General features: G+C 61.9%; 22 protein-coding genes, 1 tRNA gene and 2 pseudogenes. 2 read left to right on the top strand and 23 right to left on the bottom strand.

Annotation, left to right across the window (positions count from 1 at the left end; genetic code table 11):
- Positions 1 to 196: 196 nt before the first annotated feature.
- From dnaB to rnr, 7 genes are all read right to left on the bottom strand, one after another.
- On the bottom strand, positions 197 to 1,591 hold the full coding sequence (dnaB, locus tag B2D37_RS22170) for a replicative DNA helicase (protein WP_079204720.1): 1,395 nt from the start codon (positions 1,589 to 1,591) through the stop codon (positions 197 to 199).
- Between the two features lie 131 nt (positions 1,592 to 1,722).
- Positions 1,723 to 2,172, bottom strand: a complete 450-nt coding sequence (rplI, locus tag B2D37_RS22165; protein WP_079204719.1) for a 50S ribosomal protein L9 — start codon at positions 2,170 to 2,172, stop codon at positions 1,723 to 1,725.
- Positions 2,173 to 2,193: 21 nt separating this feature from the next.
- Positions 2,194 to 3,087 (bottom strand): hypothetical protein, encoded by an 894-nt coding sequence (locus tag B2D37_RS22160; protein ID WP_079204718.1) that lies wholly within the window; start codon positions 3,085 to 3,087, stop codon positions 2,194 to 2,196.
- 36 nt (positions 3,088 to 3,123) lie between these two features.
- Entirely contained in the window at positions 3,124 to 3,354 is a 231-nt protein-coding gene (gene rpsR / locus B2D37_RS22155; protein WP_069519637.1) for a 30S ribosomal protein S18, read from the bottom strand.
- A gap of 28 nt (positions 3,355 to 3,382) precedes the next feature.
- Positions 3,383 to 3,814: a 30S ribosomal protein S6 gene (rpsF, locus tag B2D37_RS22150; RefSeq protein ID WP_079204717.1), complete on the bottom strand. Its 432-nt coding sequence runs from the start codon at positions 3,812 to 3,814 to the stop codon at positions 3,383 to 3,385.
- Positions 3,815 to 4,075: 261 nt separating this feature from the next.
- Positions 4,076 to 4,834 (bottom strand): 23S rRNA (guanosine(2251)-2'-O)-methyltransferase RlmB, encoded by a 759-nt coding sequence (rlmB, locus tag B2D37_RS22145; protein WP_079204716.1) that lies wholly within the window; start codon positions 4,832 to 4,834, stop codon positions 4,076 to 4,078.
- On the bottom strand, positions 4,831 to 7,377 hold the full coding sequence (gene rnr / locus B2D37_RS22140; RefSeq protein ID WP_079204715.1) for a ribonuclease R: 2,547 nt from the start codon (positions 7,375 to 7,377) through the stop codon (positions 4,831 to 4,833). The genes rlmB and rnr overlap by 4 nt, the downstream gene beginning before the upstream one ends.
- 205 nt (positions 7,378 to 7,582) lie before the next feature.
- Here rnr and B2D37_RS22135 point away from each other — a divergent pair.
- A tRNA-Leu gene (locus B2D37_RS22135) sits at positions 7,583 to 7,669 on the top strand.
- Between the two features lie 172 nt (positions 7,670 to 7,841).
- Here B2D37_RS22135 and B2D37_RS24280 read toward each other — a convergent pair.
- The 14 genes and pseudogenes from B2D37_RS24280 to B2D37_RS22070 all read right to left on the bottom strand — a co-directional run bounded on the left by B2D37_RS24280 (position 7,842) and on the right by B2D37_RS22070 (position 22,930).
- Entirely contained in the window at positions 7,842 to 8,726 is an 885-nt protein-coding gene (locus tag B2D37_RS24280) for a methyl-accepting chemotaxis protein (protein ID WP_371915464.1), read from the bottom strand.
- A pseudogene (locus B2D37_RS24275) lies at positions 8,700 to 8,960 on the bottom strand (HAMP domain-containing protein); the annotation flags it as partial. The pseudogene B2D37_RS24275 and the gene B2D37_RS24280, both read right to left, overlap by 27 nt.
- A gap of 944 nt (positions 8,961 to 9,904) precedes the next feature.
- Entirely contained in the window at positions 9,905 to 11,200 is a 1,296-nt protein-coding gene (locus B2D37_RS22125) for an adenylosuccinate synthase (protein ID WP_079204713.1), read from the bottom strand.
- A gap of 109 nt (positions 11,201 to 11,309) precedes the next feature.
- The gene (locus tag B2D37_RS22120) at positions 11,310 to 12,497 is read right to left on the bottom strand and encodes an ATP phosphoribosyltransferase regulatory subunit (protein WP_079204712.1); all 1,188 of its coding nucleotides are present in this window, start codon (positions 12,495 to 12,497) and stop codon (positions 11,310 to 11,312) included.
- A gap of 37 nt (positions 12,498 to 12,534) precedes the next feature.
- Positions 12,535 to 12,719 (bottom strand): annotated as a pseudogene (locus tag B2D37_RS22115) (DUF2065 domain-containing protein).
- A gap of 106 nt (positions 12,720 to 12,825) precedes the next feature.
- Entirely contained in the window at positions 12,826 to 13,695 is an 870-nt protein-coding gene (gene hflC / locus B2D37_RS22110; RefSeq protein ID WP_079204711.1) for a protease modulator HflC, read from the bottom strand.
- Complete coding sequence (hflK, locus tag B2D37_RS22105) at positions 13,695 to 14,849, bottom strand: FtsH protease activity modulator HflK (RefSeq protein WP_079204710.1); 1,155 nt, start codon at positions 14,847 to 14,849, stop codon at positions 13,695 to 13,697. Before hflK ends, hflC begins: the two co-directional genes overlap by 1 nt.
- Positions 14,850 to 14,946: 97 nt before the next feature.
- Positions 14,947 to 16,248: a ribosome rescue GTPase HflX gene (gene hflX / locus B2D37_RS22100; RefSeq protein ID WP_079204709.1), complete on the bottom strand. Its 1,302-nt coding sequence runs from the start codon at positions 16,246 to 16,248 to the stop codon at positions 14,947 to 14,949.
- 14 nt (positions 16,249 to 16,262) lie between these two features.
- A complete protein-coding gene (gene hfq, locus B2D37_RS22095; protein ID WP_079204708.1) occupies positions 16,263 to 16,541 on the bottom strand; it encodes an RNA chaperone Hfq in 279 nt (92 codons plus the stop codon).
- 102 nt (positions 16,542 to 16,643) lie between these two features.
- Positions 16,644 to 17,618: a tRNA (adenosine(37)-N6)-dimethylallyltransferase MiaA gene (miaA, locus tag B2D37_RS22090; RefSeq protein ID WP_079204707.1), complete on the bottom strand. Its 975-nt coding sequence runs from the start codon at positions 17,616 to 17,618 to the stop codon at positions 16,644 to 16,646.
- Positions 17,619 to 17,666: 48 nt separating this feature from the next.
- A complete protein-coding gene (mutL, locus tag B2D37_RS22085) occupies positions 17,667 to 19,538 on the bottom strand; it encodes a DNA mismatch repair endonuclease MutL (RefSeq protein ID WP_079204706.1) in 1,872 nt (623 codons plus the stop codon).
- Positions 19,535 to 20,965, bottom strand: coding sequence for an N-acetylmuramoyl-L-alanine amidase (locus B2D37_RS22080; protein WP_218190350.1), 1,431 nt, complete (start codon positions 20,963 to 20,965; stop codon positions 19,535 to 19,537). Before B2D37_RS22080 ends, mutL begins: the two co-directional genes overlap by 4 nt.
- Before the next feature lie 10 nt (positions 20,966 to 20,975).
- Positions 20,976 to 21,443, bottom strand: coding sequence for a tRNA (adenosine(37)-N6)-threonylcarbamoyltransferase complex ATPase subunit type 1 TsaE (gene tsaE / locus B2D37_RS22075; RefSeq protein WP_079204704.1), 468 nt, complete (start codon positions 21,441 to 21,443; stop codon positions 20,976 to 20,978).
- Positions 21,440 to 22,930 (bottom strand): NAD(P)H-hydrate dehydratase, encoded by a 1,491-nt coding sequence (locus B2D37_RS22070; protein ID WP_079204703.1) that lies wholly within the window; start codon positions 22,928 to 22,930, stop codon positions 21,440 to 21,442. The genes tsaE and B2D37_RS22070 overlap by 4 nt, the downstream gene beginning before the upstream one ends.
- 59 nt (positions 22,931 to 22,989) lie before the next feature.
- Between B2D37_RS22070 and queG the strand changes: the two genes are divergently transcribed.
- Positions 22,990 to 24,063 (top strand): tRNA epoxyqueuosine(34) reductase QueG, encoded by a 1,074-nt coding sequence (queG, locus tag B2D37_RS22065; RefSeq protein ID WP_079204702.1) that lies wholly within the window; start codon positions 22,990 to 22,992, stop codon positions 24,061 to 24,063.
- Positions 24,064 to 24,216: 153 nt separating this feature from the next.
- Here queG and orn read toward each other — a convergent pair whose 3' ends face one another.
- Together orn and B2D37_RS22055 are read right to left on the bottom strand one after the other, a co-directional pair.
- Positions 24,217 to 24,759: an oligoribonuclease gene (gene orn / locus B2D37_RS22060; protein ID WP_079204701.1), complete on the bottom strand. Its 543-nt coding sequence runs from the start codon at positions 24,757 to 24,759 to the stop codon at positions 24,217 to 24,219.
- Positions 24,760 to 24,839: 80 nt separating this feature from the next.
- Entirely contained in the window at positions 24,840 to 25,646 is an 807-nt protein-coding gene (locus B2D37_RS22055; protein ID WP_256573122.1) for a trans-aconitate 2-methyltransferase, read from the bottom strand.
- Positions 25,647 to 25,701: the final 55 nt, after the last annotated feature.

The raw sequence follows: 25,701 nt of genomic DNA, 5'->3' as shown, positions 1-25,701 counted from the left end.
GGCGGCCAGTTTAACCACTGGTCGCCCGTTGTTATTGATCCGACTCGGCAAGAACCTGCATTCAGCCTGCTGCAGGTTCAGAGGTTGTGAAAATATCGAGCGCCGTCGCGAGACCGTCTCCAGGCGTTCGCGGCAAGGCACGCTGCAGCGCTCGTCTGGAGGCGACCGCAGTAGGCGTGCGTTTTTTCACAAGCTGTCAGTCCTCGTCGAACTGATAGCTGCCCGGCGCCAGGTTCTCGAAGCGCGAATATTTGCCGAGGAAGGCCAGCCGCGTAGTGCCGATAGGCCCGTTACGCTGCTTGCCGATGATGATCTCGGCCACGCCCTTGAACTCGGTCTCCGGGTGATACACCTCGTCGCGATAGACGAACATGATGATGTCGGCGTCCTGCTCGATCGCCCCGGATTCACGCAAGTCGGAGTTGATCGGGCGCTTGTTCGGGCGCTGCTCCAGGGAGCGGTTGAGCTGCGACAGGGCGACCACGGGGCAATTGAATTCCTTGGCCAGGGCCTTGAGCGAACGAGAAATCTCCGAGATTTCGTTGACTCGACTGTCGCTACTGGAGCCTGGAATCTGCATCAACTGCAGGTAGTCGACCATGATCATGCCGATCTCGCCGTGCTCGCGGGCCAGGCGCCGGGTACGCGCGCGCATCTCCGACGGCGAGATACCAGCGGTGTCGTCGATAAACAGCTTGCGATCATTGAGCAGATTGACCGCCGAGGTCAGGCGCGGCCAATCGTCGTCATCCAGCCGACCGGCACGCACCTTGGTCTGATCGATGCGGCCGAGCGAGGCCAGCATCCGCATGACGATCGAATCCGCCGGCATCTCCAGCGAGTACACCACGATTGCCTTGTCGCTACGCAACACGGCGTTCTCCACCAGGTTCATGGCGAAGGTGGTCTTACCCATGGACGGTCGGCCGGCGACGATGACCAGATCCGCAGGCTGCAGGCCGCTGGTCTGCGCATCCAGATCGGTAAAGCCGGTGGACAGACCGGTGATCGCATCGCCCGAGTTGAACAGGGTGTCGATGCGGTCGATGGCCTTGACCAGGATGTCGTTGATCCCCACCGGGCCGCCGCTCTTCGGTCGCGCCTCGGCGATCTGGAAGATCAGGCGCTCGGCCTCGTCGAGAATCTCCTCGCCGGTGCGGCCCTGCGGGGCATAGGCGCTGTCGGCGATCTCGCCGCTGATGCCAATCAGCTGACGCAGGGTGGCACGCTCGCGAATGATCTGCGCATAGGCCTTGATGTTGGCCACCGACGGAATGTTCTTCGCCAGTTCACCCAGATAGGCCAAACCACCGACTTGGGACAGCTGGCCTTCCTTGTCCAGCTGCTCGGACACGGTGACCACGTCGAAGGGGTGATTGCGCTCGGCCAGCTTGAAGATGGCGCGGAAGATCAGGCGGTGGTCGTGTCGATAGAAATCGCCATCGGATACCGCGTCGAGCACCCGCTCCCAGGCGTTGTTGTCGAGCATCAGACCACCCAGCACGGCTTGCTCGGCCTCGATCGAGTGCGGCGGCACTTTCAAAGCGGAGGTTTGCAGGTCGTATTGCTCGGGAATGCTGATGTCGTTCATAGGGCTCTGGGAAAGAAATCTGGTGTTGAAAAACAAAGGGCACGGCATCGCTTGCGCAATGCCGTGCCCGATGTTAACGGGCTTGCACCTAAGCGCAAGCCCGTTGAGCAGCTAGCTTCAGAGCGAGGCTCTTAGACGGCTGCAACCACAACGACGCGGACGGTCGCTTCAACGTCGGAGTGCAGGTGCACAGCCACGTCGTATTCGCCAATCTGGCGAATGGTACCGTTCGGCAGACGCACTTCAGCCTTGGCCACTTCCACGCCAGAGGCGGTCAGAGCGTCAGCGATGTCGTGCGTGCCGATGGAGCCGAACAGCTTGCCCTCATCGCCCGCGGTAGCGGTGATGGTGACTTCCAGTTCAGCCAGCTGAGCGGCGCGAGTTTCAGCAGATGCTTTCTTATCGGCAGCCAGCTGTTCCAATTCGGCGCGACGCGCTTCAAACGTAGCCACGTTGGCAGCGGTTGCAGCGGTTGCTTTGCCGAATGGCAGCAGGAAGTTACGGCCGTAACCGGCCTTAACGTTCACTTTATCGCCCAGGTTGCCCAGGTTGGCGATTTTTTCCAGCAGGATCAGTTCCATTTGGTAATAACCTCTTAACTTTTAACCTTCACCGTTCGCGGGACCCGAGCCGTGCTTGCGCTCGAAGCGACCACGAAAATCAAACAGGCTGTCGACAATGGCCAAGACCACCAGTAACGGATAAGTCAGCTGCATGAACAGCAGCAGCGTGATGTACAACCCGACCAGCCAGAACTTGGCCAGTCGCCCTTGCACCACCAACCCATGCAACAGGGCAACGGCGGCAAACACCAACGGCACGCTGCACAGCGGAGTCAACATGGCCATCTGCGGCCCCAGATTGGGGCCCAGTAGCATGCCAACCAGCAGCAACATCGCCGGTGCCAGCGGCAGTCGCAACGCGCGAAACTCGCGCCCGAAACCGCCAGGGTTATACAACAGCGCCTGCCAATAACGCCCAAGCAACAGGCTCAGCAGGCTGACAATCTGCAGCAAAGCTGCCAATAAACCGGTCAGCACCGGTGCAATCAGGCTATCCAGGCGCGCTCGCTCGTCCACCGACATCTGCTGGTGAACCCCATCGAGCATTTGCGGCAGGAGCTTTTGCAGCTCACCTGCCATCGCCGCGATGGGTTCGCGGAACACCGCACCCAAAACCAACCCGTACACCAGACCCAATGCCACGCTGCAAAGCAGCACACGATCCCAGGACAGACTGGCGCGTAACAACAACGCCAGCCCCAGCGCACCGAGCAACACCAACAGGGTGCGCGGCTCACCGAAATACCACCAGCCAATCGCCGGCAGCAGGGCCCAAGCGAGGATGCCCAGGGCATCACTCAGACCGCGCCGCAGGAGCACCAGGCAACCTGCGGCAGCACTTAACCAGAACAGCAGCGGCAATGCCGCCGAAACAACCACCACAAGGATGGCCTGCATACGGCCGCGCATAATAAATTCAGCTAAGGCGCGCATGCGTTTTATCCCTTACTTCTTGTCGAACATCCGATCTCAGCGGCCGTGGCTGTCGGTGTAGGGCAGCAGGGCCAGGAAGCGGGCGCGCTTGATAGCGGTAGCCAGCTGACGCTGATAACGAGCCTTGGTACCGGTGATACGGCTAGGAACGATCTTGCCGGTTTCCGAGATGTAGGCTTTCAGGGTGTTGAGATCTTTGAAATCGATCTCCTTCACCTCTTCAGCGGTGAAACGGCAGAATTTACGACGACGGAAGAAACGTGCCATTTGATAGGCTCCTCAATGAATCCGTGGATTACTCGTCAGCGTTGTCGCTGTCGTTGTTGTTGTCACTGTCATCGCGGTTCGAGTCGTCAGACTCAGCGCTTTCAGGACGGTCACGACGCTCACGGCGCTCACTGCGGTTTTCTTCGGCCTTGAGCATCTCCGACGGTTCAACAACTGCTTCGTCGCGACGGATGACCAAGTTACGGATCACGGCATCGTTGTAACGGAAGTTGTCTTCCATCTCAGCCAGGGCTTTACCAGTGCACTCAACGTTGAGCATCACGTAGTGAGCCTTGTGGACGTTGTTGATGGCGTAAGCCAGCTGACGACGACCCCAATCTTCCAGGCGGTGGATTTTACCGCCGTCTTCTTCGATCAGCTTGGTGTAACGCTCAACCATGCCGCCGACTTGCTCGCTCTGGTCCGGGTGAACCAGAAAGATGATTTCGTAATGACGCATAAATGCTCCTTACGGGTTGTAGCCTGCCGCCAAACGCGGTCAGGCAAGGAGTGAATATCACTTGTGTGTCTTGCTGAAACAGAAAGGCGCAGTAGCGCCTGCCGTCGCGACAAGGGCCGTCATTCTAGAGAAGCCCCCAGGTACAAGCAAGGTCGACTGGTGATTATTTGAACAGTCAGACTGCGCTGACGCGGATTACGCCTGAGCTACGCCAGACAGAGCGTTGCGAAGCCCTGTCTGGCGTGGTCGACCCCGCTGCAGTCAAGGCTTGCTCTTACCCTTGCTACTGCGCTGGCGCAACGCCTCGAACAGACAGACCCCGGTCGCCACCGAGACGTTGAGACTGCTGACGCTGCCGGCCATCGGCAGCTTGACCAAGTAATCGCAATGCTCGCGAGTCAGGCGGCGCATGCCCTTGCCCTCCGCCCCCATGACCAGCACTGTCGGTCCGGTCATGTCGTGCTGATACAACTCCTGCTCCGCCTCACCGGCAGTACCGACTATCCACAGCCCGCGCTGCTGGAGCTTTTCCATGCAGCGCGCCAGGTTGGTCACTGCCACCAGCGGAATCACCTCGGCAGCGCCACAGGCCACCTTGCGCACGGTGGCATTGAGCGTGGCGGACTTGTCCTTTGGCACTATCACCGCCAGCGCACCTGCCGCATCGGCAGTACGCAGACAAGCGCCGAGATTGTGCGGATCGGTCACCCCATCCAGTACCAGCAACAGCGGCGGGCCTATAGCGCGATCGAGCAACTCCTCGAGCATCGCCTCCCCCCACACCTGGCTGGGACTGACATCAGCGACCACCCCTTGATGCACACCCTCAACCCAGGCATCCATCTCGCGCCGCTCGCACTGGCTAACGGCGATCCGCGCCTCTGCGGCCAATGCCAGCAGGACTTGCACCCGCGGATCATTGCGCCCTTCCGCCAACCACACCTGCTTGACCCGCTTGGGGTGATGACGCAGCAGGGCTTCCACGGCATGCACGCCGTAGATTTTTTCCAGCTGACTCATGACTTCGCCTTACGCTTGCGTGGCCCGCCACCAGCGCTCGGCCCCCCGCTTTTTGGCGGACCCTTGCGGTGCTTGGCGGATTTGGCGTCAGCACTCGCCGGCTTGGCGGACTCGTTTTTAGCACCGCGCCCCTTGCCTTTGGATTCGGCTAGCAACGATTTTTTCAGTTCGCGGCTTTTCTCCACATCGGTACCACCAGCAGCGGTAGCTCGCCCGTCCCTGCGCCCGGTTTTACCCGCAGCCGACTCGAAACCACCGCGCCGACGCCCAACCGGGGCATCCACGACGCTCTGCGCCATTTCGAAGTCGATCTTGCGCTCGTCCAGATCGACCCGCATGACCTTGACCTCGACCGTGTCGCCGAGGCGGAAGTTACGCCCACTGCGCTCGCCGGCCAGGCGATGATGAACCGGATCGAAATGGTAGTAATCGCCTGGCAAGGCGGTGACATGCACCAGACCCTCGACGTAGATATCGGTCAGCTCGACGAACAGACCGAAACCGGTCACGGCGGTGATCACCCCCGGAAAGGTTTCGCCGACACGGTCTTTCATGAACTCGCACTTCAGCCAGTTGACCACATCGCGGGTCGCCTCGTCGGCGCGCCGCTCGGACATCGAGCACTGCTCGCCGAGCTGCTCCAGGATCGGCTCATCATAGGGATAGATGCGCGCCTTGGGCATGCTCGCCGCGCCCGCACGCGTGACGTGCGGGGTGTCGAGCTTGGAGCGAATCACGCTGCGTATCGCCCGATGGATCAACAGATCCGGGTAACGCCGGATCGGCGAGGTGAAGTGGGCATAGGCCTCGTAATTCAGACCGAAGTGGCCCTGGTTATCGGCGCTGTACACCGCCTGACTGAGCGAACGCAGCATCACGGTCTGGATCAGGTGGTAATCCGGGCGACCGCGAATGCTTTCCAGCAGCGCCTGATAGTCCTTCGGCGACGGGCCATCCTTGGACTTGCCGCGATGCAGCGACAAGCCAAGCTCGGTGAGGAAGGCCTTGAGTTTTTCCACGCGCTCGGGCGGCGGACCATCGTGCACGCGATACAGCGCCGGGATTTCATGCTTCTGCATGAACGCGGCGGTGGCCACGTTAGCGGCGAGCATGCACTCCTCGATCAGCTTGTGCGCATCGTTGCGCTGGGTCGGGCGAATCTCGGCGATCTTGCGCCCGGCACCGAAGACGATCCGCGTCTCCTGGGTCTCGAAGTCGATGGCGCCACGCTCATGACGCGCCGCCAACAACACCTGATACAGGGAGTAGAGCTGCTTGAGGTGCGGCAGCACTTCCTTGTACTCACTGCGCAAAGCTTTGCCTTCGGTGCCTTTCGGCTCTTCGAGCATGGCACTGACCTTGTTGTAGGTCAGGCGCGCATGGGAATGGATCACCGCCTCGCAGAACTGGTAATCGATCATCTTGCCGGTCTTCGAGATGCTCATCTCGCAGACCAGAGCCAAACGATCCACTTGCGGATTCAGCGAGCAGAGACCGTTGGACAGCTCCTCCGGCAGCATCGGGATCACCCGCTCGGGGAAATACACCGAGTTGCCACGCACCTGCGCCTCGGCATCCAGCGCCGAATCGACTTTCACATAGTGGGAGACATCGGCAATCGCCACGTACAGCTTCCAGCCACCGGAGAACAACCGCCAGTTGCTGCCATTCTTCTCGCAATAGACCGCATCGTCGAAATCGCGGGCATCTTCGCCGTCGATGGTCACGAACGGCAGATGACGCAGATCGATGCGCTTTTCCTTGTCCTTGTCATCGACTTCAGGCTTGAGCTTGCGCGCTTCCTTGACCACCGCCTCGGGCCAGACATGGGGAATATCATAGCTGCGCAGCGCAACATCGATTTCCATGCCTGGCGCCATGTAGTTGCCAACCACTTCCATTACGTCGCCCTGCGGCTGAAAGCGCGGGGTCGGCCAATGGGTGATTTTCACCTCGACGAACTGGCCCTGCTTGGCTGCGGCATTACGCCCCGGCGTGACCAGCACCTCCTGCTGGATCTTCGGGTTGTCGGCGACCACGAAACCGATACCGCTCTCTTCGTAATAGCGACCGACGATGGTTTCATGGGCGCGGGTCAGCACTTCGACGATGCCGCCTTCGCGGCGCCCACGCCGATCCAGGCCGGTAACCCGCGCCAAGCCACGGTCGCCATCGAAGACCAGGCGCATCTGCGCCGGACTGAGGAACAGGTCATCGCTGCCGTCATCCGGAATCAGAAAGCCAAAACCGTCGCGGTGGCCGCTGACGCGCCCCAGGATCAGGTCCAGCTTGTCCACCGGCGCATAGGTGCCACGACGCGTATAGATCAGCTGACCATCGCGCTCCATGGCACGCAGCCGACGACGCAACGCCTCGATCTGCTCTTCGGTGGTAAGGCCGAACTCGTCAAGCAACTGCTCACGATTCGCCGGGGAACCACGCTCGGCGAGATGCTGCAGAATCAGCTCGCGACTCGGGATGGGGTTTTCGTATTTTTCCGCTTCACGAGCGGCCTCAGGGTCGAGGGATTGCCAGTCGGCCATTAGAGAGAGTTCACCTTTTCTATATAAATTCGGTTTTCCATGTGCCTATTGAAGCGCGAAACCACTATCCGGGTCAGCACAGCACACAGAATAAACTTTTTTCTTCACAGGGCTTTACAAGTAAAAAGTCGAACCGTATTATGCGCGCCACAACGACGGCAAACGTAGTTGTAGTTGATAGCAAATGAGCGATCATTGCAATCAAGCCCAGGTGGTGAAATTGGTAGACACGCCAGCTTCAGGTGCTGGTGACCTTACGGTCGTGGAAGTTCGAGTCTTCTCCTGGGCACCAATTCAAAAAACCGAGCCAAGCGCTCGGTTTTTTCTTGCCTGCGATTTAGTGCGACGGACCAGAAACCTACCCGAAAACACGCATTGTGCAGGCCGGACCGGACCGCGAAGCCCGGTAGGGCGATAGTGCTGAGCGTCGCTCCTCAGCGCCAACCTCGCATTTTCAGCCAATCCTAAACGCGGAACTGCCCCAGACTGGCTTTCAGTTGCTTGGCCAAGCCATCCAGCACTCGCCCACTGTCGGCCGTGGCAGTTACCGCCTCGGCCGCACGCTGGGCCTCGGCATGAATCACCTCGACCCGCCCACGCACCGCATCGGCACCTTGCGCCTGATGCGCCGCCGCCTGAGTCGCCGCATTGATGGCGCCATGCACCTCCTCCACCGCCGCCTGCACCGACTGCTGCACCTTGGCACTTTCCAGCAGCGCAGCCAGCCCCTGATCCGCCTGCTGACCTGCCTGCCCGATCGCGCCAACCGCCTCACGCGCGCCTTTTTGCAAGGCACCGATATGCGCCTGAATATCGCCGGTCGACTGCTGGGTCTTGCTCGCCAGCGCACGCACTTCGTCGGCGACCACAGCGAAACCACGACCACTTTCCCCAGCCCGCGCCGCCTCGATGGCGGCATTCAAGGCCAGCAGGTTGGTCTGCTCGGCGATACCATGGATCACCGTCAGCACCACTTCGATCTGCTCACTCTGCCTGGCCAGCCGCTCAATCACTGCAGCCCCCTCCCCAACCCGCAGCACCAGGGTCTCCATCGCCCCACCGACCCGCACCGCAATCGCCGCATTATCCTGAGTAGACTGACGAATCGCCGCCACCCGGCGCAACGCCTCTTGCATCGCCTGGCTTTCCGCCTGCGCCTCACCCGCCATTTGCGCCAAAGCCCGCAGGCTACCTGCCACCTCGTCGCGCTGGCGCCCGGCGGCAGCCTCAGCCGCAGCACTGCGCAACGCCAGAGCGTCGATTTCCCGCCCGGTGAGCACCGCCACCTCACCGGCCTCGCGCACGATGGGTTGCAACCTGGCGACAAACCGATTGACTGCGGCCGCCATGTCACCCACTTCGTCACGACTGTCCAACTCGACCCGCCGGGTCAGGTCACCCTCACCCTCTGCCAGATCCTGCAAGGCCGCGATCAGCAATTGCAGGCGGCTCAACACCCGCCAACCCAGGACCAGCGCCACCGCCAGCAACGCCAGCAAACCGACCACCAAAAGCCCGACAGCGATGCGCCAACGCAAGCTCTCAGCAGCAGCCCTGACCGAACTCAGGCTACCCTGCGCCATACCCTCGGCCGCCTGCTGCGCCTCGGTCAGGCGCCGCTGCAGCGCCCGAGTGCTTTCGCCTGCGGCACTGGCCAGACTGGCATCCACCAACTCGCCCGCATTGCCTACCAGCGCAGAGAAACGCTGATCCAGCGATTGTAATTCCTGCTCCACCGCAGCCCTGGACAGGCCCAACTGGACCTTGCCGATCTGCGCCCCCATGGGACTGATGGGCTCCTCGACCATGAATACCTGCGGGTCGCGCGAAGCCGCTTCGACCAGCTTATCCAGCTTGGTGTCGCCCTGGCCCGCAGCGACCAAGGCCCGCACCCGGGCATCGCTGCGATTGAAATTGCGGGTCAGGCGCTGCCCCTGCGCATCGTAATAAACGGCAAACAAAACCGTAGGATCACGCTGAGCGATGCGCGTGAACGCCGTCAGCGCCGGCACATCGCCATCCCAGATGGCCTTGGGCGCAACACCAGCCAGCAACTGCGCCATCGCACTACCCGACTGCTTGAGATTCTGCTCGAGCACGCCGCGTAACTGCTCCTGCTCGGCCTGAAGCCGCCCGGACAACGCCGCACCAAGGCTCTCGCGGGTATTTGCCGACAGCGCCGCCAAGCTCTGCACCACCTCGCGCTCGGCGGCATCCAACTCGCCACCCAAGCGCTGGCTATCGCCCTCCAGGCGCGTCGCCAGGTCGGCAACCAAGTCATCCACAGTGGTGCGAGTCAGCCATACGGCCAGGAATACCTGCACCAACATGGCCACACCCAGGGCAATAAATACCGGGCGCAACAAACGGCTGTGCAGCAATGCGAACATGGCGGACAAGGTTCCACTCCTTTCAAATCAGGCCAGCTTATAAGCAGTGATCGGCCGCAAAATACAAAGCTGAAGCCCTTGCCACAAAACGACAAAGGGCCGCCCATGGCGACCCTTTGCTGTACCGCTCATGACAATCAGGCGAACGGGTGACGCAGCACGATGGTCTCGTTGCGGTCCGGGCCCGTGGAGATGATGTCGATAGGCGCACCGACCAGCTCTTCCACGCGCTTGATGTAGGCCCGCGCGCTGGCCGGCAATTCGTCCAGGGTCTTGGCGCCCAGGGTCGACTCGCTCCAGCCCGGCAGATCCTCATACACCGGTTGCAGGCCCAGATAGCTGTCGGCATCGGTCGGCGCGTCGACCAGCACTTCGCCGTACTGATCCTTGTAGCCAACGCAGATACGAATGGTTTCGAGACCATCGAGCACATCGAGCTTGGTCAGACACAGACCGGAAATGCTATTGATTTCGATGGCGCGCCGCAGGATCACCGCATCGAACCAGCCGCAACGACGGGCACGACCGGTGGTGGAACCGAATTCATGACCACGCTTGGCGAGAAAAGCCCCGGTTTCATCGAACAATTCGGTGGGGAATGGCCCGGAGCCGACGCGCGTGGTGTAGGCCTTGGTGATACCGAGGATGTAATCCAGGTACATCGGGCCGAAACCCGAGCCAGTTGCAATGCCGCCAGCGGTGGTATTGGAACTGGTCACGTAGGGGTAGGTACCGTGATCGATGTCCAGCAGCGAACCCTGGGCGCCCTCGAACATGATGTCCTTGGACTCGCGGCGCATCTCGTGCAGCACCGCCGTCACATCGGCCATCATCGGCTTGAGCAGCTCGGCGTATTCCATGCACTCATCCAGGGTTTTCTGGAAATCGATGGCCGGCTCTTTGTAATAGTTCTGCAGCACGAAGTTGTGGTAATCGAGCAACTCACCCAGCTTGGCAGCGAAACGTTCGCGATGGAACAAATCGCCGATACGCAGTCCGCGACGCGCCACCTTGTCTTCGTAAGCCGGGCCAATGCCGCGACCGGTGGTACCAATCTTGAGATCGCCACGGGCTTTCTCGCGCGCCTGATCCAGGGCCACGTGATAGGGCAGGATCAGCGGGCAAGACGGGCTGATACGCAGGCGCTCGCGCACCGGCACGCCCTTCCCTTCCAGCTTGATGATTTCCCGCATCAGTGCGTCAGGAGCAACCACTACGCCATTGCCGATCAGGCACTGGACGTTCTCGCGCAGAATGCCCGACGGGATCAGATGCAGGACGGTTGTTTCGCCGTCGATCACCAGAGTATGACCGGCATTGTGGCCGCCCTGATAACGCACGACGGCTGCAGCCTGTTCGGTGAGCAGGTCGACGATCTTACCCTTGCCCTCATCGCCCCACTGGGTGCCCAGGACTACGACATTCTTACCCATAACACTTGTCCTCTTCGCGCAAGCTTGATGTCGACCACGGCCGACGGAAACAATTTAGGACGGCCAATTTGGACGGCCCGCTGGGGATAGAGCCAGAGTGCCGGTCGGCCTAGCCAGCCAACGGCGCGACCTGCCAACGACCATCACACAGCAATAATTGACGATCACAGCCCACCTCGCGAGCATCGGCCAAAGCCTGCCCAGGCAGAGCCTGCACCACACGCTCGCCTTCACCACGCAGTCGCTGCACCGCCTGCCACAGGTACACATCATGATGATCCGGCGCCCAGATTCCCGCAGGCAGTTCGCCGAGCGGCATCTGACCAAGACTGACCAGGGTTTTCAGGTCGGTGGAGAAGCCCGTCGCCGGACGCGCCCGACCGAAATCCGCGCCGATATCGTCATAGCGACCGCCCTGGGCTATCGACTGACCGACACCCGGCACGAAGGCCGCAAATACCACGCCGGTGTGATAGCGATAGCCGCGCAATTCACTCAGATCGAAGTACAGCGGTAACTCCGGATAACGCAGACTCAGTGTATCGGCAATCGCCAGCAAGTCATCCAGCGCAGCATGCACATCGTCCGGCGCCTCGACCAGACAAGCCTGCGCCAGGTCCAACACTTCACGACCGCCACAGAGCTCGGCCAGGGCGCGCAACATCTTGCACAACGCCGCCGGCAAGGCCTCGGTCAGCAGCACAATCTCATCCAGGGCCTTGCGTTGCAGCGCATCGAATAGTTGCTGCTCGACCTCGCCAGTCAAGCCGGCGGCACGTGCCAGGCCACGGTAGATACCTACATGACCGAGATCCATGTGAATGTCGGGCACCTGTGCCAACTCCAGGGTATCCACCAGCAGGCTGATAACCTCCACGTCACTGGCTGGACTGGCATCGCCATACAACTCGGCACCCAACTGGATCGGGCTGCGCGAGGTGGTCAGCGCGCGCGGCTGAGCATGCACCACACTACCGGCATAGCACAGCCGGCTCGGCCCTTCGCGGCGCAGAGTATGCGCGTCGATACGCGCCACTTGCGGCGTGATATCGGCACGAAAACCCATCTGCCGACCCGACAACGGGTCGGTCACCTTGAAGGTGCGCAGATCCAGATCCTGGCCTGCGCCGGTAAGCAGCGACTCCAGGTATTCGATATGCGGCGTCACCACGAATTCATAGCCCCAGCGCTGGAATAGGTCCAGCACCTGACGGCGCGCGACTTCAATGCGCGCCGCTTCCGGCGGCAGTACTTCTTCGATGCCATCTGGCAGGAGCCAGCGGTCTACCGTTGCCATATCGCCATTCCCCTCTTGAACCGGGCGGCACAAGCCTTCAGTGAAGCAGAAAAAGGAGAGCTGTACCCAGCAACATGCTGACCAGCCCCATCAGTCGCAGTCGTCGATCCGACAGCCTTGCAAGCTGTGCGGCTGCCCCACGCCAAAGCGCGGACAGAGGAAGGACAGGGTGCCTTCCAGCACCAGCAGTGGACAAAACGCAACGTCCAACTCCTGCCACATGATACCCACAGACGCAAAAAAGCCGGGATTTTCCCGGCTGCCGCATGATACCACGTTTTCTTCAACGGTCACCCCGACGGACGTCTCGCGCCCGCCGGGGTAAAGGTCAAGGCTTGGATTTTTCCAGGTAGCGGAAGAAATCACTGCTCGGATCAAGCACCAACACATCACGCTTGTCCGCGAAGCTCTCGCGATAAGCCTTCAGGCTGCGATAGAAGGAGTAGAACTCCTGATCCTGACCATAAGCCTTGGCGTAGATCGCCGCCGCCTGGGCATCACCATTACCGCGCAGTTCTTCAGCCTGGCGGTACGCGTCGGCCAGCAGCACACGCCGCTGACGATCGGCATCGGCACGAATACCTTCGGCCAACTCCTTACCCTTGGCACGATGCTCGCGAGCCTCACGCTCACGCTCGGAGCTCATGCGGTCGAATACGCTACGATTAACCTCTTTCGGCAGATCAATACCCTTGACCCGCACATCCACCACTTCAATACCCAACTCGCTCTGTGCAGCGCGATTGAGCGAAGCCGTAACGTCCGCCATAAGCGCATCACGCTCGCCGGACACCGACTCGTGCAGGGTGCGCTTGCCGAACTGGTCACGCAGCGAAGCTTCCAGACGACGTGCTAGACGCTCGTCGGCAATCTGCTTGATACCGGAAGTCGCGGTGTAGTAACGCTCGGCATCGAGCACTCGCCACTTGGCGAAGGCATCGACCATCAGCGCTTTCTTTTCCAGAGTAAGGAAACGCGAACTGGAGGAATCCAGGGTCAGCAGGCGGGCATCGAACTTGCGCACCTGATTGACGTAAGGAACCTTCACGTGCAGACCCGGCTGCACATCCGGCTGAACGATACGGCCGAATTGCAATAACACGGCCCGCTCGGTTTGCGCCACGATATAGAAGCTGTTCCAGGCCACCAACGCCAGCACTACGCCAACAATCAGGGCGATCAGCGATTTATTGCTCATCAACGGCTCTCCCTTGTGCGCAGCTCAACCTGACGCGGGTCTATTTTCACTCGCGAACTTGCATCACTGGCGCCAGCACTCGAGCTCGAGTTGGGCGCAGACGAACTACGGCCATCGATCATCTTGTCCAGCGGCAGATACAGCAGGTTGTTCTGGCCCTTGTCGCCAGTCACCAACACCTTGCTGGTGTTGCTCATCAACTCCTGCATGGTGTCCAGGTACAAACGCTCACGCGTGATTTCCGGTGCCTTGCGGTACTCGGCAACCAGGGCGGTAAAGCGATCCGCCTCACCCGTTGCACGGGAAACCACTTCTTCGCGGTAGCCGCTGGCGTCTTCGATCAGACGTTGGGACTGACCGCGAGCCTCCGGCACCACGCCATTGGCATAGGTTTCCGCCTGGTTTTTCTCACGCTGCTCATCTTCACGGGCGCGAATCACATCGTCGAAGGCTTCCTGCACTTCACGCGGCGCCGCCGCACTCTGCAAGTTGACCTGGGTCACATTAATGCCGGTGCGATAGGTATCGAGGAAGCGCTGCAAGCGATCCTTGACCTCACTGGCCATCAGCTCACGGCCTTCGGTCAGCACCTGATCCATCTCGGTCGAACCGACCACATGGCGCACGGCGCTATCGGTGGCGTGCTGCAAGCTGATTTCCGGCTGATCGACGTTGAGCACGAAATCCTTCAGATTGCTGATCTTGTACTGCACGGTCAGCGGGACTTCGATGATGTTCTCGTCCTCGGTGAGCATCTGCCCCTGCTTGCTGTAAGCACGCTCGCGGGTGACGTTCTCCTGGAATTTGCGATCGATCGGCGGGAAGTAGATGTTCAGGCCCGGCCCTACGGTTTCGTAGTACTCGCCGAAACGCAGCACCACGGCCTGCTCCTGCTCATCGACCACGTAGATCGCGCTGTACAGCCAAACGGCCGCGAGCAAGCCCAAGCCAATGAATAGCAGACCGAAACCACCGCCTTTACCAGCACCGTCGTCACTGCCACGTTTCTTACCGCCACCGAACAGCCCATTGAGGCTTTCCTGCAGCTTGCGGAAGGCTTCGTCGAGATCCGGCGGCCCCTTGCGATCACCGCCTTTGCGGCCGCCCCAAGGATCCTGATTGTTCGAGTTGCCACCCGGCTCATTCCAAGCCATAGCGCTCTCCATCTAAGTAAAGCAAAGACGCGCCCACGGCGCGCCGACCAATGCTACCGAATGCCAGCCATCAACGGCAAAGCCACTGACGCAGGCTTTATTGCAAAGTGTGTTGCTCGATAAACTCCAACGGCTTCAAACCTGCACGGGTAACCAGTCGATTCAACTCAATCCGCGGCAGGCGTACGGCCAACAAACTACTGCCATCCTCGGCATGTTCCTCGCTCTGCACCGCACCCAAGGCAAAAAACTGTGCCCGCAGCCGCGCCAGGCACTGCGGCAACTGCAAGGTAGCGATAAACAGATCATCGCCCAGCAACTCGGCAATGGCCTGCTTCAACAAGGGCAGGCCACGTCCGTCACGAGCAGACAACCAGACCCGCTGCGGCTTGCCGTTCGCGTCTCGCTGAATTTGCGGTTCAACCCCGTCGAGCAGATCCAGCTTGTTGTATACCTCGAGCATCGGCAACTCGTGTGCGCCGATCTCGCCCAGCACCGCCATGACCTGCTCGATCTGCTGATCGCGCTCAGGCTCATGCGCATCGATCACATGCAGCAGCAAGTCGGAATTACTCGACTCTTCGAGCGTCGCCCGAAACGCCTCGACCAGCTTGTGCGGCAGGTGCCGAATAAAACCCACCGTATCGGCCAACACTACCGGTCCCAGGTCATCCAACTCCAGTCGACGCAAGGTCGGATCCAGGGTGGCGAACAACTGATCGGCAGCGTACACATCAGACTCGGTCAAGGCATTGAACAGGGTCGACTTGCCGGCATTGGTGTAGCCGACCAGAGACACTGACGGGATGTCCGCGCGCTGGCGTCCGCGCCGCGCCTGCTTGCGCTGACTGCGCACTTTCTCCAGTTTCTGTTTGATCTGACGAATGCGCACCCGCAGCAAACGGCGGTCGGTTTCCAGCTGAGTCTCACCCGGACCACGCAGGCCGATCCCCCCCTTCTGCCGCTCCAGGTGAGTCCAGCCGCGAACCAGGCGCGTGCTCAGATGATCCAACTGGGCCAGTTCGACCTGCAGCTTGCCTTCGTGAGTACGGGCGCGCTGGGCGAAAATATCGAGAATCAGGCCGGTTCGATCCAGCACCCGGCACCCGAAAACCCGCTCGAGGTTGCGCTCCTGACTGGGCGTGAGCACGTGATTGAAGATCACCAGATCCGCCTCGAGGGTCTTGACCTGGTCGCGTAACTCCTCGACCTTGCCACTGCCAATCAGGTATTTCGCCGTCAGCCGGTTACTCGGCACGCTAAGAAAGGCAACCGTGTCAGCGCCAGCCGAAATGGCCAACTCCTGAAACTCTTGCGGATCTTCGCGCGCCGCGGAGTCTTGACCGTCCAGATGAACCAGAACAGCCCGCTCACCCCCTTCATGGCGCTCGAAGAACAATACGACCTCCTAAATCAGGCGTTGCCCGGCTCGGCTTCAGCGGCTTCAGCGGCTTCAGCCAGCTCAGTCTCGGAAACGCTCGGCAAACGCACGGGGCGGCTTGGCACCACAGTGGAGATAGCGTGCTTGTAGACCATCTGGCTGACAGTATTTTTCAGCAAAATCACGAACTGGTCGAAAGACTCGATCTGACCTTGTAGCTTGATGCCGTTGACCAGGTAGATGGAAACCGGGACGCGTTCCTTACGCAGGGTATTCAGGTAAGGGTCTTGTAGCGAATGCCCTTTTGACATGTGTAGCACTCCTTTGAAAAATCAATAATTAATAGTTTTAGTGAGATAAGAAATGGCTTCAGGCCGCCATACCCCCAAGGATAGACGGCCAATGGCAAGGTCTCAGGTCAATATGGAGGCCGCTGCCAGGTATTTCAAGGCACGCGGCAAATTGTCACAAGCCAGACTATCCAGCCAGTGCAAATCGGCCCAACTGCGCAACCAGGTAAACTGTCTTTTGGCCAACTGACGCGTGGCGATAATGCCGCGTTCGCGCATTTGCGCCTCGCTCAGATTACCTTCCAGAAAATCCCACACCTGGCGATAACCCACCGCCCGTATAGACGGCAACCCCGGATGCAGGTCACTTCTCTGACGCAGGCGTTCGACCTCGCCGACAAAGCCCTGTTCCAACATCACCTGAAATCGTTGCGCAATTCGCGCATGCAACACCTGGCGCTGCGCCGGAGCGATGGCCAAGTGCGCGACAGTATAGGGGAATTGTCCCGCACCGGCGGCGCCCATGACATGATTTTGCTCAGCCTGGCGCTGGCGGTGCGCGGTCATGCTCAAACCGCTGACGCGGTAGACCTCCAACGCCCTAACCAGCCGTTGCGGGTCATTGGGATGGATGCGCGCCGCGGACTCCGGGTCCACCGCCTGTAGCTCACGATGCAGGGCATCCCAGCCTTCGGCCTGGGCACGCGCCTCCAACTCGGCACGCACCTGCGGGTCGGCGCCAGGCATATCGGCCAACCCTTCGAGCAACGCCTTATAATACAGCATGGTACCGCCGACCAGCAGCGGGATGCGCCCTCGCCCACTGATCTCGGCCATCGCCGCCAAGGCGTCGGCACGAAATTCAGCCGCCGAGTAGCTTTCGGCCGGGTCGCGAATGTCGATCAGGCGATGGGGAAATTCGGCAAGAATGGCGTTGTCGGGCTTGGCGGTGCCGATGTCCATGCCGCGGTAGATCAAGGCCGAATCGACACTGATCAGCTCGCACGGCAGCACCCGCGCCAGCTCGAGGGCCAGATCGGTCTTGCCGGCGGCGGTAGGCCCCATCAGGAAAATTGCCGGAGGCAGGCGCTCGGACATCGTCAATGCTTCTCGGTGTGGCGCGAGCGCCAATCGCCCGCAGCCTGGTCAGCGACCACGCAGGAACAGCTTATCCAAGTCGTCCATGCCTAACTGCGTCCAGGTCGGTCGGCCATGGTTGCATTGACCGCTGCGCTCGGTGTGCTCCATGTCGCGTAGCAGAGCGTTCATCTCCGGCAGGCTCAGGCGTCGATTGGCACGCACCGAACCATGACAAGCCATGGTGCCCAGCAGTTCGTTGAGGTGCGCCTGAATCCGGTCACTGGTGCCGTACTCGAGCAGATCGGACAACACATCCGCTACCAGTCGATTGGCCTCGGCCTGCTTGAGCAGCGCGGGAATCTGCCGGATAGCCAGACTTTCCGGCCCCAGACGCTGCAACTCGAAGCCCAGACGCTGGAACCAAGCCGCATGCTCCTCGGCGCAATCCGCCTCACGCTGGCTGACGGCAAGCGATTCGGGCACCAGCAATGGCTGCCCGCGCAAGCCTTCGCTGGCCATGGCGACCTTCAGCCGCTCATAGGTGATCCGCTCGTGCGCCGCATGCATGTCGACCAGCACCAGACCCTGCACGTTCTCGGCGAGGATATACACACCCTTGAGCTGGGCGATGGCATAACCGAGCGGCGGCACATCGCCCTGCCCCTCGGCCAGGCTCGCCGGCGTCGCGCTTAGCGGCGCGAAAAACTCTCGGTAGGCGCCCTGCGCCTCGGCAGCCGGTACTCCGGCCTGCGCCCGCTGCCCCTGATAACCGGCCCCCGGCGAGCGCCAGATCGACTCGCTAGGCGCCGGCTCGAGCAAACTGGCCGCCAGGCCGATCTCGCCCTGGGCACCGAACTCGCCCGCCGCCTGCCCGGTCGGCGCCAGCATGCCGGCCACCGCTGCCGGTGCCGCCAGCTGATCTTCCGGGCGCACATCGCCCAGGGCGCGATGCAGGGTGCCGTAAAGAAAATCATGGACCATGCGCCCGTCGCGAAAACGCACTTCGTGCTTGGTCGGGTGCACGTTGACATCGACCACCGAGGGGTCGATTTCCAGGAACAGGACAAAGGCCGGATGACGACCATTGAACAGCACGTCGCGATAGGCCTGGCGCACCGCATGGGCGACCAGCTTGTCGCGCACCGTGCGCCCGTTGACGTAGAAATACTGCAGGTCCGCCTGGCTGCGCGAGAAGGTCGGCAAGCCGACCCAGCCCCACAGACGCAAGCCATTGCGCTCGACCTCGATGGGCAGCGCCTGTTCGAGAAAGGCCGCACCACAGACCGACGCCACGCGTCGCGCACGACTGACATCGTCATGCGCCTCGTGTAGCCCCAGCACGGTCTTGCCGTTATGGCGCAAGTGGAAAGCCACATCGAAACGTGCCAGCGCCATGCGCTTGATGACTTCCTGCAGGTGATCGAATTCGGTTTTCTCGGTCTTGAGAAACTTGCGCCGCGCCGGGGTATTGAAGAACAGGTCGCGCACTTCTACCGAGGTGCCGACCGGGTGCGCAGCTGGCTGCACGCGCGGCTGCATGTCGCGGCCTTCGGTTTCCACCTGCCAGGCCTGCTCGGCGTCCGCCGTGCGCGAGGTCAGAGTCAGCCGTGCGACCGAGCTGATCGAGGCCAGCGCCTCGCCACGAAAGCCCAGGCTCATCACCTGTTCGAGGTCTTCGAGCTCACGAATCTTGCTGGTGGCATGCCGGGCCAACGCCAACGGCAGATCGTCCGGAGCGATGCCACCCCCGTCGTCACGCACCCGCAGCAGCTTGACCCCACCTTGCTCGATATCCACATCGATGCGGCGGGCGCCGGAGTCCAGGCTGTTCTCGAGCAGCTCCTTGATCACCGAAGCGGGCCGTTCGACCACCTCGCCGGCGGCGATCTGGTTGGCCAACCGCGGACTCAGCAACTGGATACGTGCGTCACCACTCATGGTTGAGCCGCCAGCGCAGTGCTGGGAATCTGCAGGGTCTGACCGACCTTGATCACGTCAGACTTCAGCGAATTGGCATTGCGCAGGGCGCCCAGGCTGACCTGATAACGCAGCGCGATCAACGCCAGGCTCTCACCGGAGCTGACCACATGCTCGCGCGGCCCCTGGACGATTTTGCCGTTATCGCGTTGCCAGGCGACGTAGCTGCCGGGCGGTGGATTCTGCTGAAAGAACTGCCGCACGCCGGTGACGATAGAACGTGCCAGCGCCTGCTGGTGGCCGGAACTGGCCAGTTTGCGCGCCTCACTAGGATTGGAGATAAACCCGGTCTCGACCAGGATCGACGGCATATCCGGCGACTTGAGTACCATGAAACCCGCCTGCTCGACCCGGCGTTTATGCAGCGGGGTGATCCGGCCCATATTGCTCAGCACCTTGTTGCCGACATTCAGGCTGGACGACAGCGAGGCCGTCATCGACAGATCCAGCAATACCCCGGCCAGCATGCGGTCCTTATCGTCCAGGCTGACATTGCCGGCGCCGCCGATCAGGTCCGACTGATTTTCCGAGTCGGCCAACCAGCGCGCCGTCTCCGAGGTGGCACCGCGATCCGACAGGGCATACACCGACGCGCCAAAGGCCGCCGCCCGCGGCGCCGCATCGGCATGAATCGAAACGAACAGATCCGCGCCCTTCTTGCGCGCAATGTCGGTGCGCTTGCGCAATGGGATGAAGTAGTCGCCGGTACGCACCAGCTCACCGCGGAAGCCTTTCTCGGCATTGACCTGGCGGAGCAACTCCTTGGCAATCGCCAGGGTCACTTGCTTCTCGAACAGGCCCTTGATCGGTGACAGCGCGCCAGGGTCTTCACCACCGTGACCGGCATCGATGGCGATGACGATATCGCGCTTGCCACTGGGTAGCGGCGTCCACTTGGGCGGTGCCTGGGTCGGTGTTACCGGCAACTGCGGCGCAGTGGCAACCTGCGTCGCGGGCAGGCTGGGGGCAGCACCCGACTCCTGATCGAACAGATCAACCACCAGGCGATGGCCATATTGCTGGTTGGGCGCCAGGACGAAACTCTTCGGCGTGACCTGCGCCGACAAATCGATCACCACCCGCAGGTCCTCGGGCGTGCGCTGCGCCGAACGCATGCCGGTAATCGGTGTATTGCTCAACGCCAGGTTATCGAACTGGGTCGCGAGTTTGGCGCCGCTAACATCGATGACGATACGGTTCGGCGCTGTGAGGGTAAAGACACTGTGCTGCACCGGACCGGACAGGTCGAACACCAGACGTGTGTTGTCCGGCGCACGCCACAGCCTTACGCTGCGCACATCCGAAGCGGCAAAAACCTCGACAGCCAGTGCCGCCAGTACCACTCCAACCGCGATGAAACGCGCGCCTATGCGCATACCCGACCCCATTTTTTTTTGATCATGCCCCGGCGGCCAAAGTGGCACGCCAGGTTTCGCCGCGCTCGCCTTGCACCTGCAGATACAGGGAACGGCCGGGCGCTTGCGCGGTAATGGTAATATCCATGTCGGCCTTTGGCAAAACGCCTGCTCCGCGCTCTGGCCACTCGACCAGGCACAAGGCATCGCCCTCGAAGTAGTCGCGCACCCCCAGGTACTCCAATTCCTCGGGGTCGACCAGGCGATACAGGTCGAAATGGAACACGCGAACCGCGTCGATTTCGTAAGGTTCGACCAGGGTAAAGGTCGGACTCTTCACCGCCCCGATATGACCCAGACCGCGAATGATCCCGCGCGACAGGGTGGTTTTGCCAGCGCCTAGATCGCCATGCAGATAGATCACCCCACGCCCGCCAGTCACCTGAGCGATACGCGCGCCCAGGCTCAACATCGCCGCTTCATCTGCGGCATACAGCTCTAATTCGGTCAAGCTGACTGCTCCTGCAACAATTGACGAATGGTGGCGCATAGGTCACTCGCCGCCAACCCACAGCCCTGCTCGGCCAGATGCTCGCCGGCACTTGCATGCAGCCAGACTGCCAGACTGGCCGCCGCCAGCGCCGGCAAGCCCTGCGCCAGCAACGCGCCAATCAGGCCCGCCAGTACATCGCCCAAACCGGCGCCGGCCATTACCGGGTGACCGCGATCACAGAGCAACAGCTGCCCGGCAGGATCGGCCAACAGCGTGCCCGCGCCCTTGAGCACACACACCGCCTGATAGCGCTGGGCCAGGGCTCGCGCCGCGGCCGGGCGATCAGCCTGCACGGCGGCGGTACTGACACCCAGCAAGCGCGCGGCTTCGCCCGGATGCGGGGTGATCACACCACCAGCCGGCATCTTGACCGCAGCCGCGGCCAGCAGGTTCAGGGCATCGGCATCCCACACCTGTGGCGCGCCGCTGATCGCCGCCAGCGACAACAGGCTGCGACCCCAGGCTCCCCGACCCAGGCCCGGCCCGACCACCCAGACACTGGCCGAAGCGCCCAACGCCCGAAGCTGATTGGCCGAGGCCACGGCGAAGCCCATTACCTCGGGGATGCGCGCCTGCGCCGCGGCCAGATGCTCGCCACGGGTGGCCAGGGATACCATTCCAGCGCCGCCGCGCAAAGCGCTCTGCGCGGCGAGCAAGGCCGCGCCGGCAAAGCCGCGGTCACCGCCGACCACCAGCACATGGCCCAACTGTCCCTTGTGCACGCTGCGCGGTCGCGCCGGCAAGCGCGGCAGAGTCGCCCCGGCCAGGCGTTGCGCCACGCACGCCTGCGCAGCGACCAGCGCCGGATCGGCCTGCAGGTCATCGAATACCAGTTCGCCGACCCAATCGAGCGCCTCACCGGTGAACAGCCCCAGCTTCAGACCGATCAGGCTCACCGTCAGCTGCGCACGCACAGCCACGCCCAGCACCTGACCGCTGTCGGCGCACAGGCCCGAGGGAATATCCACCGCCAGTACCGGCAGGCCACTGGCGTTGAGCAGGCGGATCGCCTGGGCATAGGGTTCGCGCACCGCGCCGTTCAGGCCAGTGCCGAGCAGCGCATCGAGCACCACGCCATTCAGCGCGGCGCACTCGCTCCAGGGCTGGATCGTCACGCCAGCGGCCTGCGCTTCATCGCGCGCCTGCGCTGCAGCGCCCTGCAATTGCGCCGGATCGCCCACCGCCAGCAGTTGCACGCGCCAGCCGGCACGCAGCGCCAGAGCGGCCACCAGGTAACCGTCACCGGCATTGTTGCCGCAGCCGGCCAGCACCGTCAGCGCCCCGACGTCCGGCCAACGGCGGCGCAGCGCCCGCCAGATGGCATGGGCGGCGCGGCTCATCAGCTCGAAACCGGGGGTACCGGCAGCGATCAGGCGGGCATCCAGTTCGCGCACCTGGGCGGCGCTATATAAAGCGCAGGGAAGATTGTCTGGCGATTGCGGCATGCGTCGGCTCCGATGTCTGGCAGAATTATACCTACCTCCGCTCCGGTTACCCGCCCCATATGACAACTGCCGCACTCGACCTCATCGCCCTCGCCCAATCGATCAAGGACTGGGGCCGCGAGCTGGGCTTTCAACAGGTCGGCATCGCCGGGCTGGAGCTGGGTGAACACGAGGCGCACCTGCAACGCTGGCTGGACGCCGGCTACCAGGGCGAGATGGACTACATGGCCGCCCACGGCAGCAAGCGCTCGCATCCTGACCAACTGGTGCCCGGCACCTTGCGGGTGGTCTCGCTGCGCATGGATTACCTGCCCGGCGACACACAAATGGCCCAGCGCCTGGGCGAGCCGGAGAAAGCCTATGTCTCGCGCTACGCCCTGGGCCGCGATTACCACAAGCTGATCCGCAAACGCCTGCAGCAACTGGCCGAGCGCATCCAGCAACAGGTCGGCCCATTCGGTTACCGCGCCTTCGTCGACAGCGCACCGGTACTGGAGAAAGCCATCGCCGAACAGGCCGGACTCGGCTGGATCGGCAAGAACACCCTGGTGCTCAACCGCAGCGCCGGCAGCTACTTTTTCCTTGGCGAGCTGTTCGTCGACCTGCCCCTACCGGTCGATGCGCCGCACGCCACAGAACATTGCGGGCGCTGCACCGCGTGCCTGGACATCTGCCCGACCGGGGCTTTTGTCGGCCCTTACGTGCTGGATGCACGGCGCTGCATTTCCTACCTGACCATCGAACTGAAAGGCTCGATCCCCGAGGAACTGCGCGCACCGATCGGCAACCGCGTGTTCGGCTGCGACGACTGCCAGCTGGTCTGCCCGTGGAACCGCTTCGCCCGCCCCACCGAGCAGGGCGACTTCCAGCCGCGCCATCAACTGGACAACGCCGAGTTGGCCGCACTGTTCCGCTGGAGCGAAGAAGAATTTCTCAGCCGTACCGAAGGCTCGCCATTGCGCCGCGCCGGCTACGAGCGCTGGCTGCGCAACCTGGCGGTAGGCCTGGGCAATGCACCCTCGAGCATCCCGGTGCTTGAGGCGCTGCAGGCCCGCCGCGAACACCCCTCGGCGCTGGTGCGCGAGCATGTCGAGTGGGCGCTGGCACGCCACGCCGAGCGGGGCGCACCCTAGCAGGTCGTTGAAAACCTACCTGCGTTGGCAATACTGCGTTAAAAACGGCATCAAAATGCTCATTTACAGCAGTAAACTGCGCTTTTTCGGCCGTTTTTTCCTTGTCTTGCCTGCCTCGCCTACGTTTTTTCAACGGCCTGCTAAAGCCAAGGCTCAAGCCTTGATGAAATGCTCGCGGTAGTACTGGAGTTCGGCGATGGACTCGCGAATATCGTCCAGCGCCTGATGGCTGGCTTTTTTCTGGAAACCTTCCTTGAGCTGCGGCGCCCAGCGCTCGGCGAGGATCTTCAGGGTCGAGACATCCAGATAGCGATAGTGGAAATAGGCTTCCAGATCCGGCATGTAGCGATAGAGGAAACGCCGATCCTGACCGATGCTGTTACCGCAGATCGGCGACTGGCCCTTGGCCACCCACTGCTCGAGGAAGGCAATGGTCTGCGCCTCGGCCTCGGCCTGGCTGATCGTGCTCTCCCGCACGCGCTTGACCAGGCCACTTTCGCCATGGGTGCGGGTGTTCCATTCATCCATGCCGGCAAGCGCCTCATCACTCTGATGCACCGCAATCACCGGGCCTTCGGCCAGGATATTGAGCTCGCTATCGGTAATGATCGTGGCCATTTCGATGATCACGTCTTGGTCCGGATCGAGCCCGGTCATTTCCAGGTCGATCCAGATCAGATTCTGCGGGTTCTGCATGCTGTACTCCTCGGCTGATAGCGGCAGTTTAGCGAATAAACCCACACGGGATCTGGCGGACTTACCCTCGCCACGCACGGTCACGCCCGACCGACTCCCGGCATCTGCCATAACAACAGGCGTGAGCGGCGCCAGTCATGCAGTTCGACCTGCTGATCGGCCGGCACCCCAGGCACCTCGAAGCTGTTGCTGACCAGCCAGGCACCAGCAGTCATTTGCGCCACGGCTCTGGTCCATAGCGCCGCCATCGGCGCGGGTGAGAGGAAACAATAGACCACGTCGAATTGCGCCAGATCGGTGCGCCAGAGATTCTCGTAGCGAATCCGGCAGTTGTTCTGCGGCAATGCGCGCAGCCAGGCGATGGCAAACGGCAAGGGCGCGGTCTCCACCCCAACAAACTGCGCCTGGGGAAAGCGCCGCGCCAGCCAGAGCAAGGCCCCCGCCGGGCCGCAACCGAGATCGACGAAGCGAAAATCGACTGGCTGCCGGACGAGCAACTCGGCCAGCTGCTGACGACTGCGCGCCCCGGTCAGATACAGCGGCACCCGCTCGCCGAAGCTGTTCCAGTTGCACAGCAATAGCAGCAGAAAGCCGGCAAGAAACACCCAGGACGGCAGCGGCGCACCGCTGAACAAAATCAGCGCCGGGGCAAAGCCCAAGTTCAGCCACCACCACCAAGACGATAAACCGAACCAGCGACCGACACTCGCCGCCAGCAAGCCCAGGATCAAACCGGCGGCCAAGCTGCTGGGCCGCCAGTTCGAGAACTGCACCGCCAGAACGATCACCCCGCCCACCACCAGCGCCGCGCATAGCTGGGCGAGCAACGCCAGCAGGGCCGGAGAGCGTCCGGCCACTCGAGCAATCATCGGTACGCGCGCAACCATTTATCGCCTCTACTTATCGCGGCTACGTGCCAATCGCCACGGCGCTGCAGTCTAA

The organism is Pseudomonas sp. CC6-YY-74 (assembly GCF_002025205.1).
Lineage (GTDB): Bacteria > Pseudomonadota > Gammaproteobacteria > Pseudomonadales > Pseudomonadaceae > Aquipseudomonas > Aquipseudomonas paeninsulae.
Note: the sequence above shows the minus strand (reverse complement) of the source record. Positions and strands in the feature narration are given on the sequence as shown.

What these genes read in the sequence shown, in the direction of transcription:
- hflK (WP_079204710.1), bottom strand. Translation starts at nt 14,849, where the DNA reads ATGGCTTGGAATGAGCCGGGTGGCAACTCGAACAATCAGGATCCTTGG.
- B2D37_RS24280 (WP_371915464.1), bottom strand. Translation starts at nt 8,726, where the DNA reads ATGGCGGCCGCAGTCAATCGGTTTGTCGCCAGGTTGCAACCCATCGTG.
- mutL (WP_079204706.1), bottom strand. Translation starts at nt 19,538, where the DNA reads ATGAGTGGTGACGCACGTATCCAGTTGCTGAGTCCGCGGTTGGCCAAC.
- B2D37_RS22055 (WP_256573122.1), bottom strand. Translation starts at nt 25,646, where the DNA reads ATGGTTGCGCGCGTACCGATGATTGCTCGAGTGGCCGGACGCTCTCCG.
- orn (WP_079204701.1), bottom strand. Translation starts at nt 24,759, where the DNA reads ATGCAGAACCCGCAGAATCTGATCTGGATCGACCTGGAAATGACCGGG.
- B2D37_RS22120 (WP_079204712.1), bottom strand. Translation starts at nt 12,497, where the DNA reads ATGGCAACGGTAGACCGCTGGCTCCTGCCAGATGGCATCGAAGAAGTA.
- miaA (WP_079204707.1), bottom strand. Translation starts at nt 17,618, where the DNA reads ATGTCCGAGCGCCTGCCTCCGGCAATTTTCCTGATGGGGCCTACCGCC.
- rlmB (WP_079204716.1), bottom strand. Translation starts at nt 4,834, where the DNA reads ATGAGTCAGCTGGAAAAAATCTACGGCGTGCATGCCGTGGAAGCCCTG.
- hfq (WP_079204708.1), bottom strand. Translation starts at nt 16,541, where the DNA reads ATGTCAAAAGGGCATTCGCTACAAGACCCTTACCTGAATACCCTGCGT.
- rplI (WP_079204719.1), bottom strand. Translation starts at nt 2,172, where the DNA reads ATGGAACTGATCCTGCTGGAAAAAATCGCCAACCTGGGCAACCTGGGC.
- hflC (WP_079204711.1), bottom strand. Translation starts at nt 13,695, where the DNA reads ATGAGCAATAAATCGCTGATCGCCCTGATTGTTGGCGTAGTGCTGGCG.
- rpsR (WP_069519637.1), bottom strand. Translation starts at nt 3,354, where the DNA reads ATGGCACGTTTCTTCCGTCGTCGTAAATTCTGCCGTTTCACCGCTGAA.
- rpsF (WP_079204717.1), bottom strand. Translation starts at nt 3,814, where the DNA reads ATGCGTCATTACGAAATCATCTTTCTGGTTCACCCGGACCAGAGCGAG.
- B2D37_RS22080 (WP_218190350.1), bottom strand. Translation starts at nt 20,965, where the DNA reads ATGGGGTCGGGTATGCGCATAGGCGCGCGTTTCATCGCGGTTGGAGTG.
- B2D37_RS22125 (WP_079204713.1), bottom strand. Translation starts at nt 11,200, where the DNA reads ATGGGTAAGAATGTCGTAGTCCTGGGCACCCAGTGGGGCGATGAGGGC.
- B2D37_RS22160 (WP_079204718.1), bottom strand. Translation starts at nt 3,087, where the DNA reads ATGCGCGCCTTAGCTGAATTTATTATGCGCGGCCGTATGCAGGCCATC.
- rnr (WP_079204715.1), bottom strand. Translation starts at nt 7,377, where the DNA reads ATGGCCGACTGGCAATCCCTCGACCCTGAGGCCGCTCGTGAAGCGGAA.
- queG (WP_079204702.1), top strand. Translation starts at nt 22,990, where the DNA reads ATGACAACTGCCGCACTCGACCTCATCGCCCTCGCCCAATCGATCAAG.
- B2D37_RS22070 (WP_079204703.1), bottom strand. Translation starts at nt 22,930, where the DNA reads ATGCCGCAATCGCCAGACAATCTTCCCTGCGCTTTATATAGCGCCGCC.
- dnaB (WP_079204720.1), bottom strand. Translation starts at nt 1,591, where the DNA reads ATGAACGACATCAGCATTCCCGAGCAATACGACCTGCAAACCTCCGCT.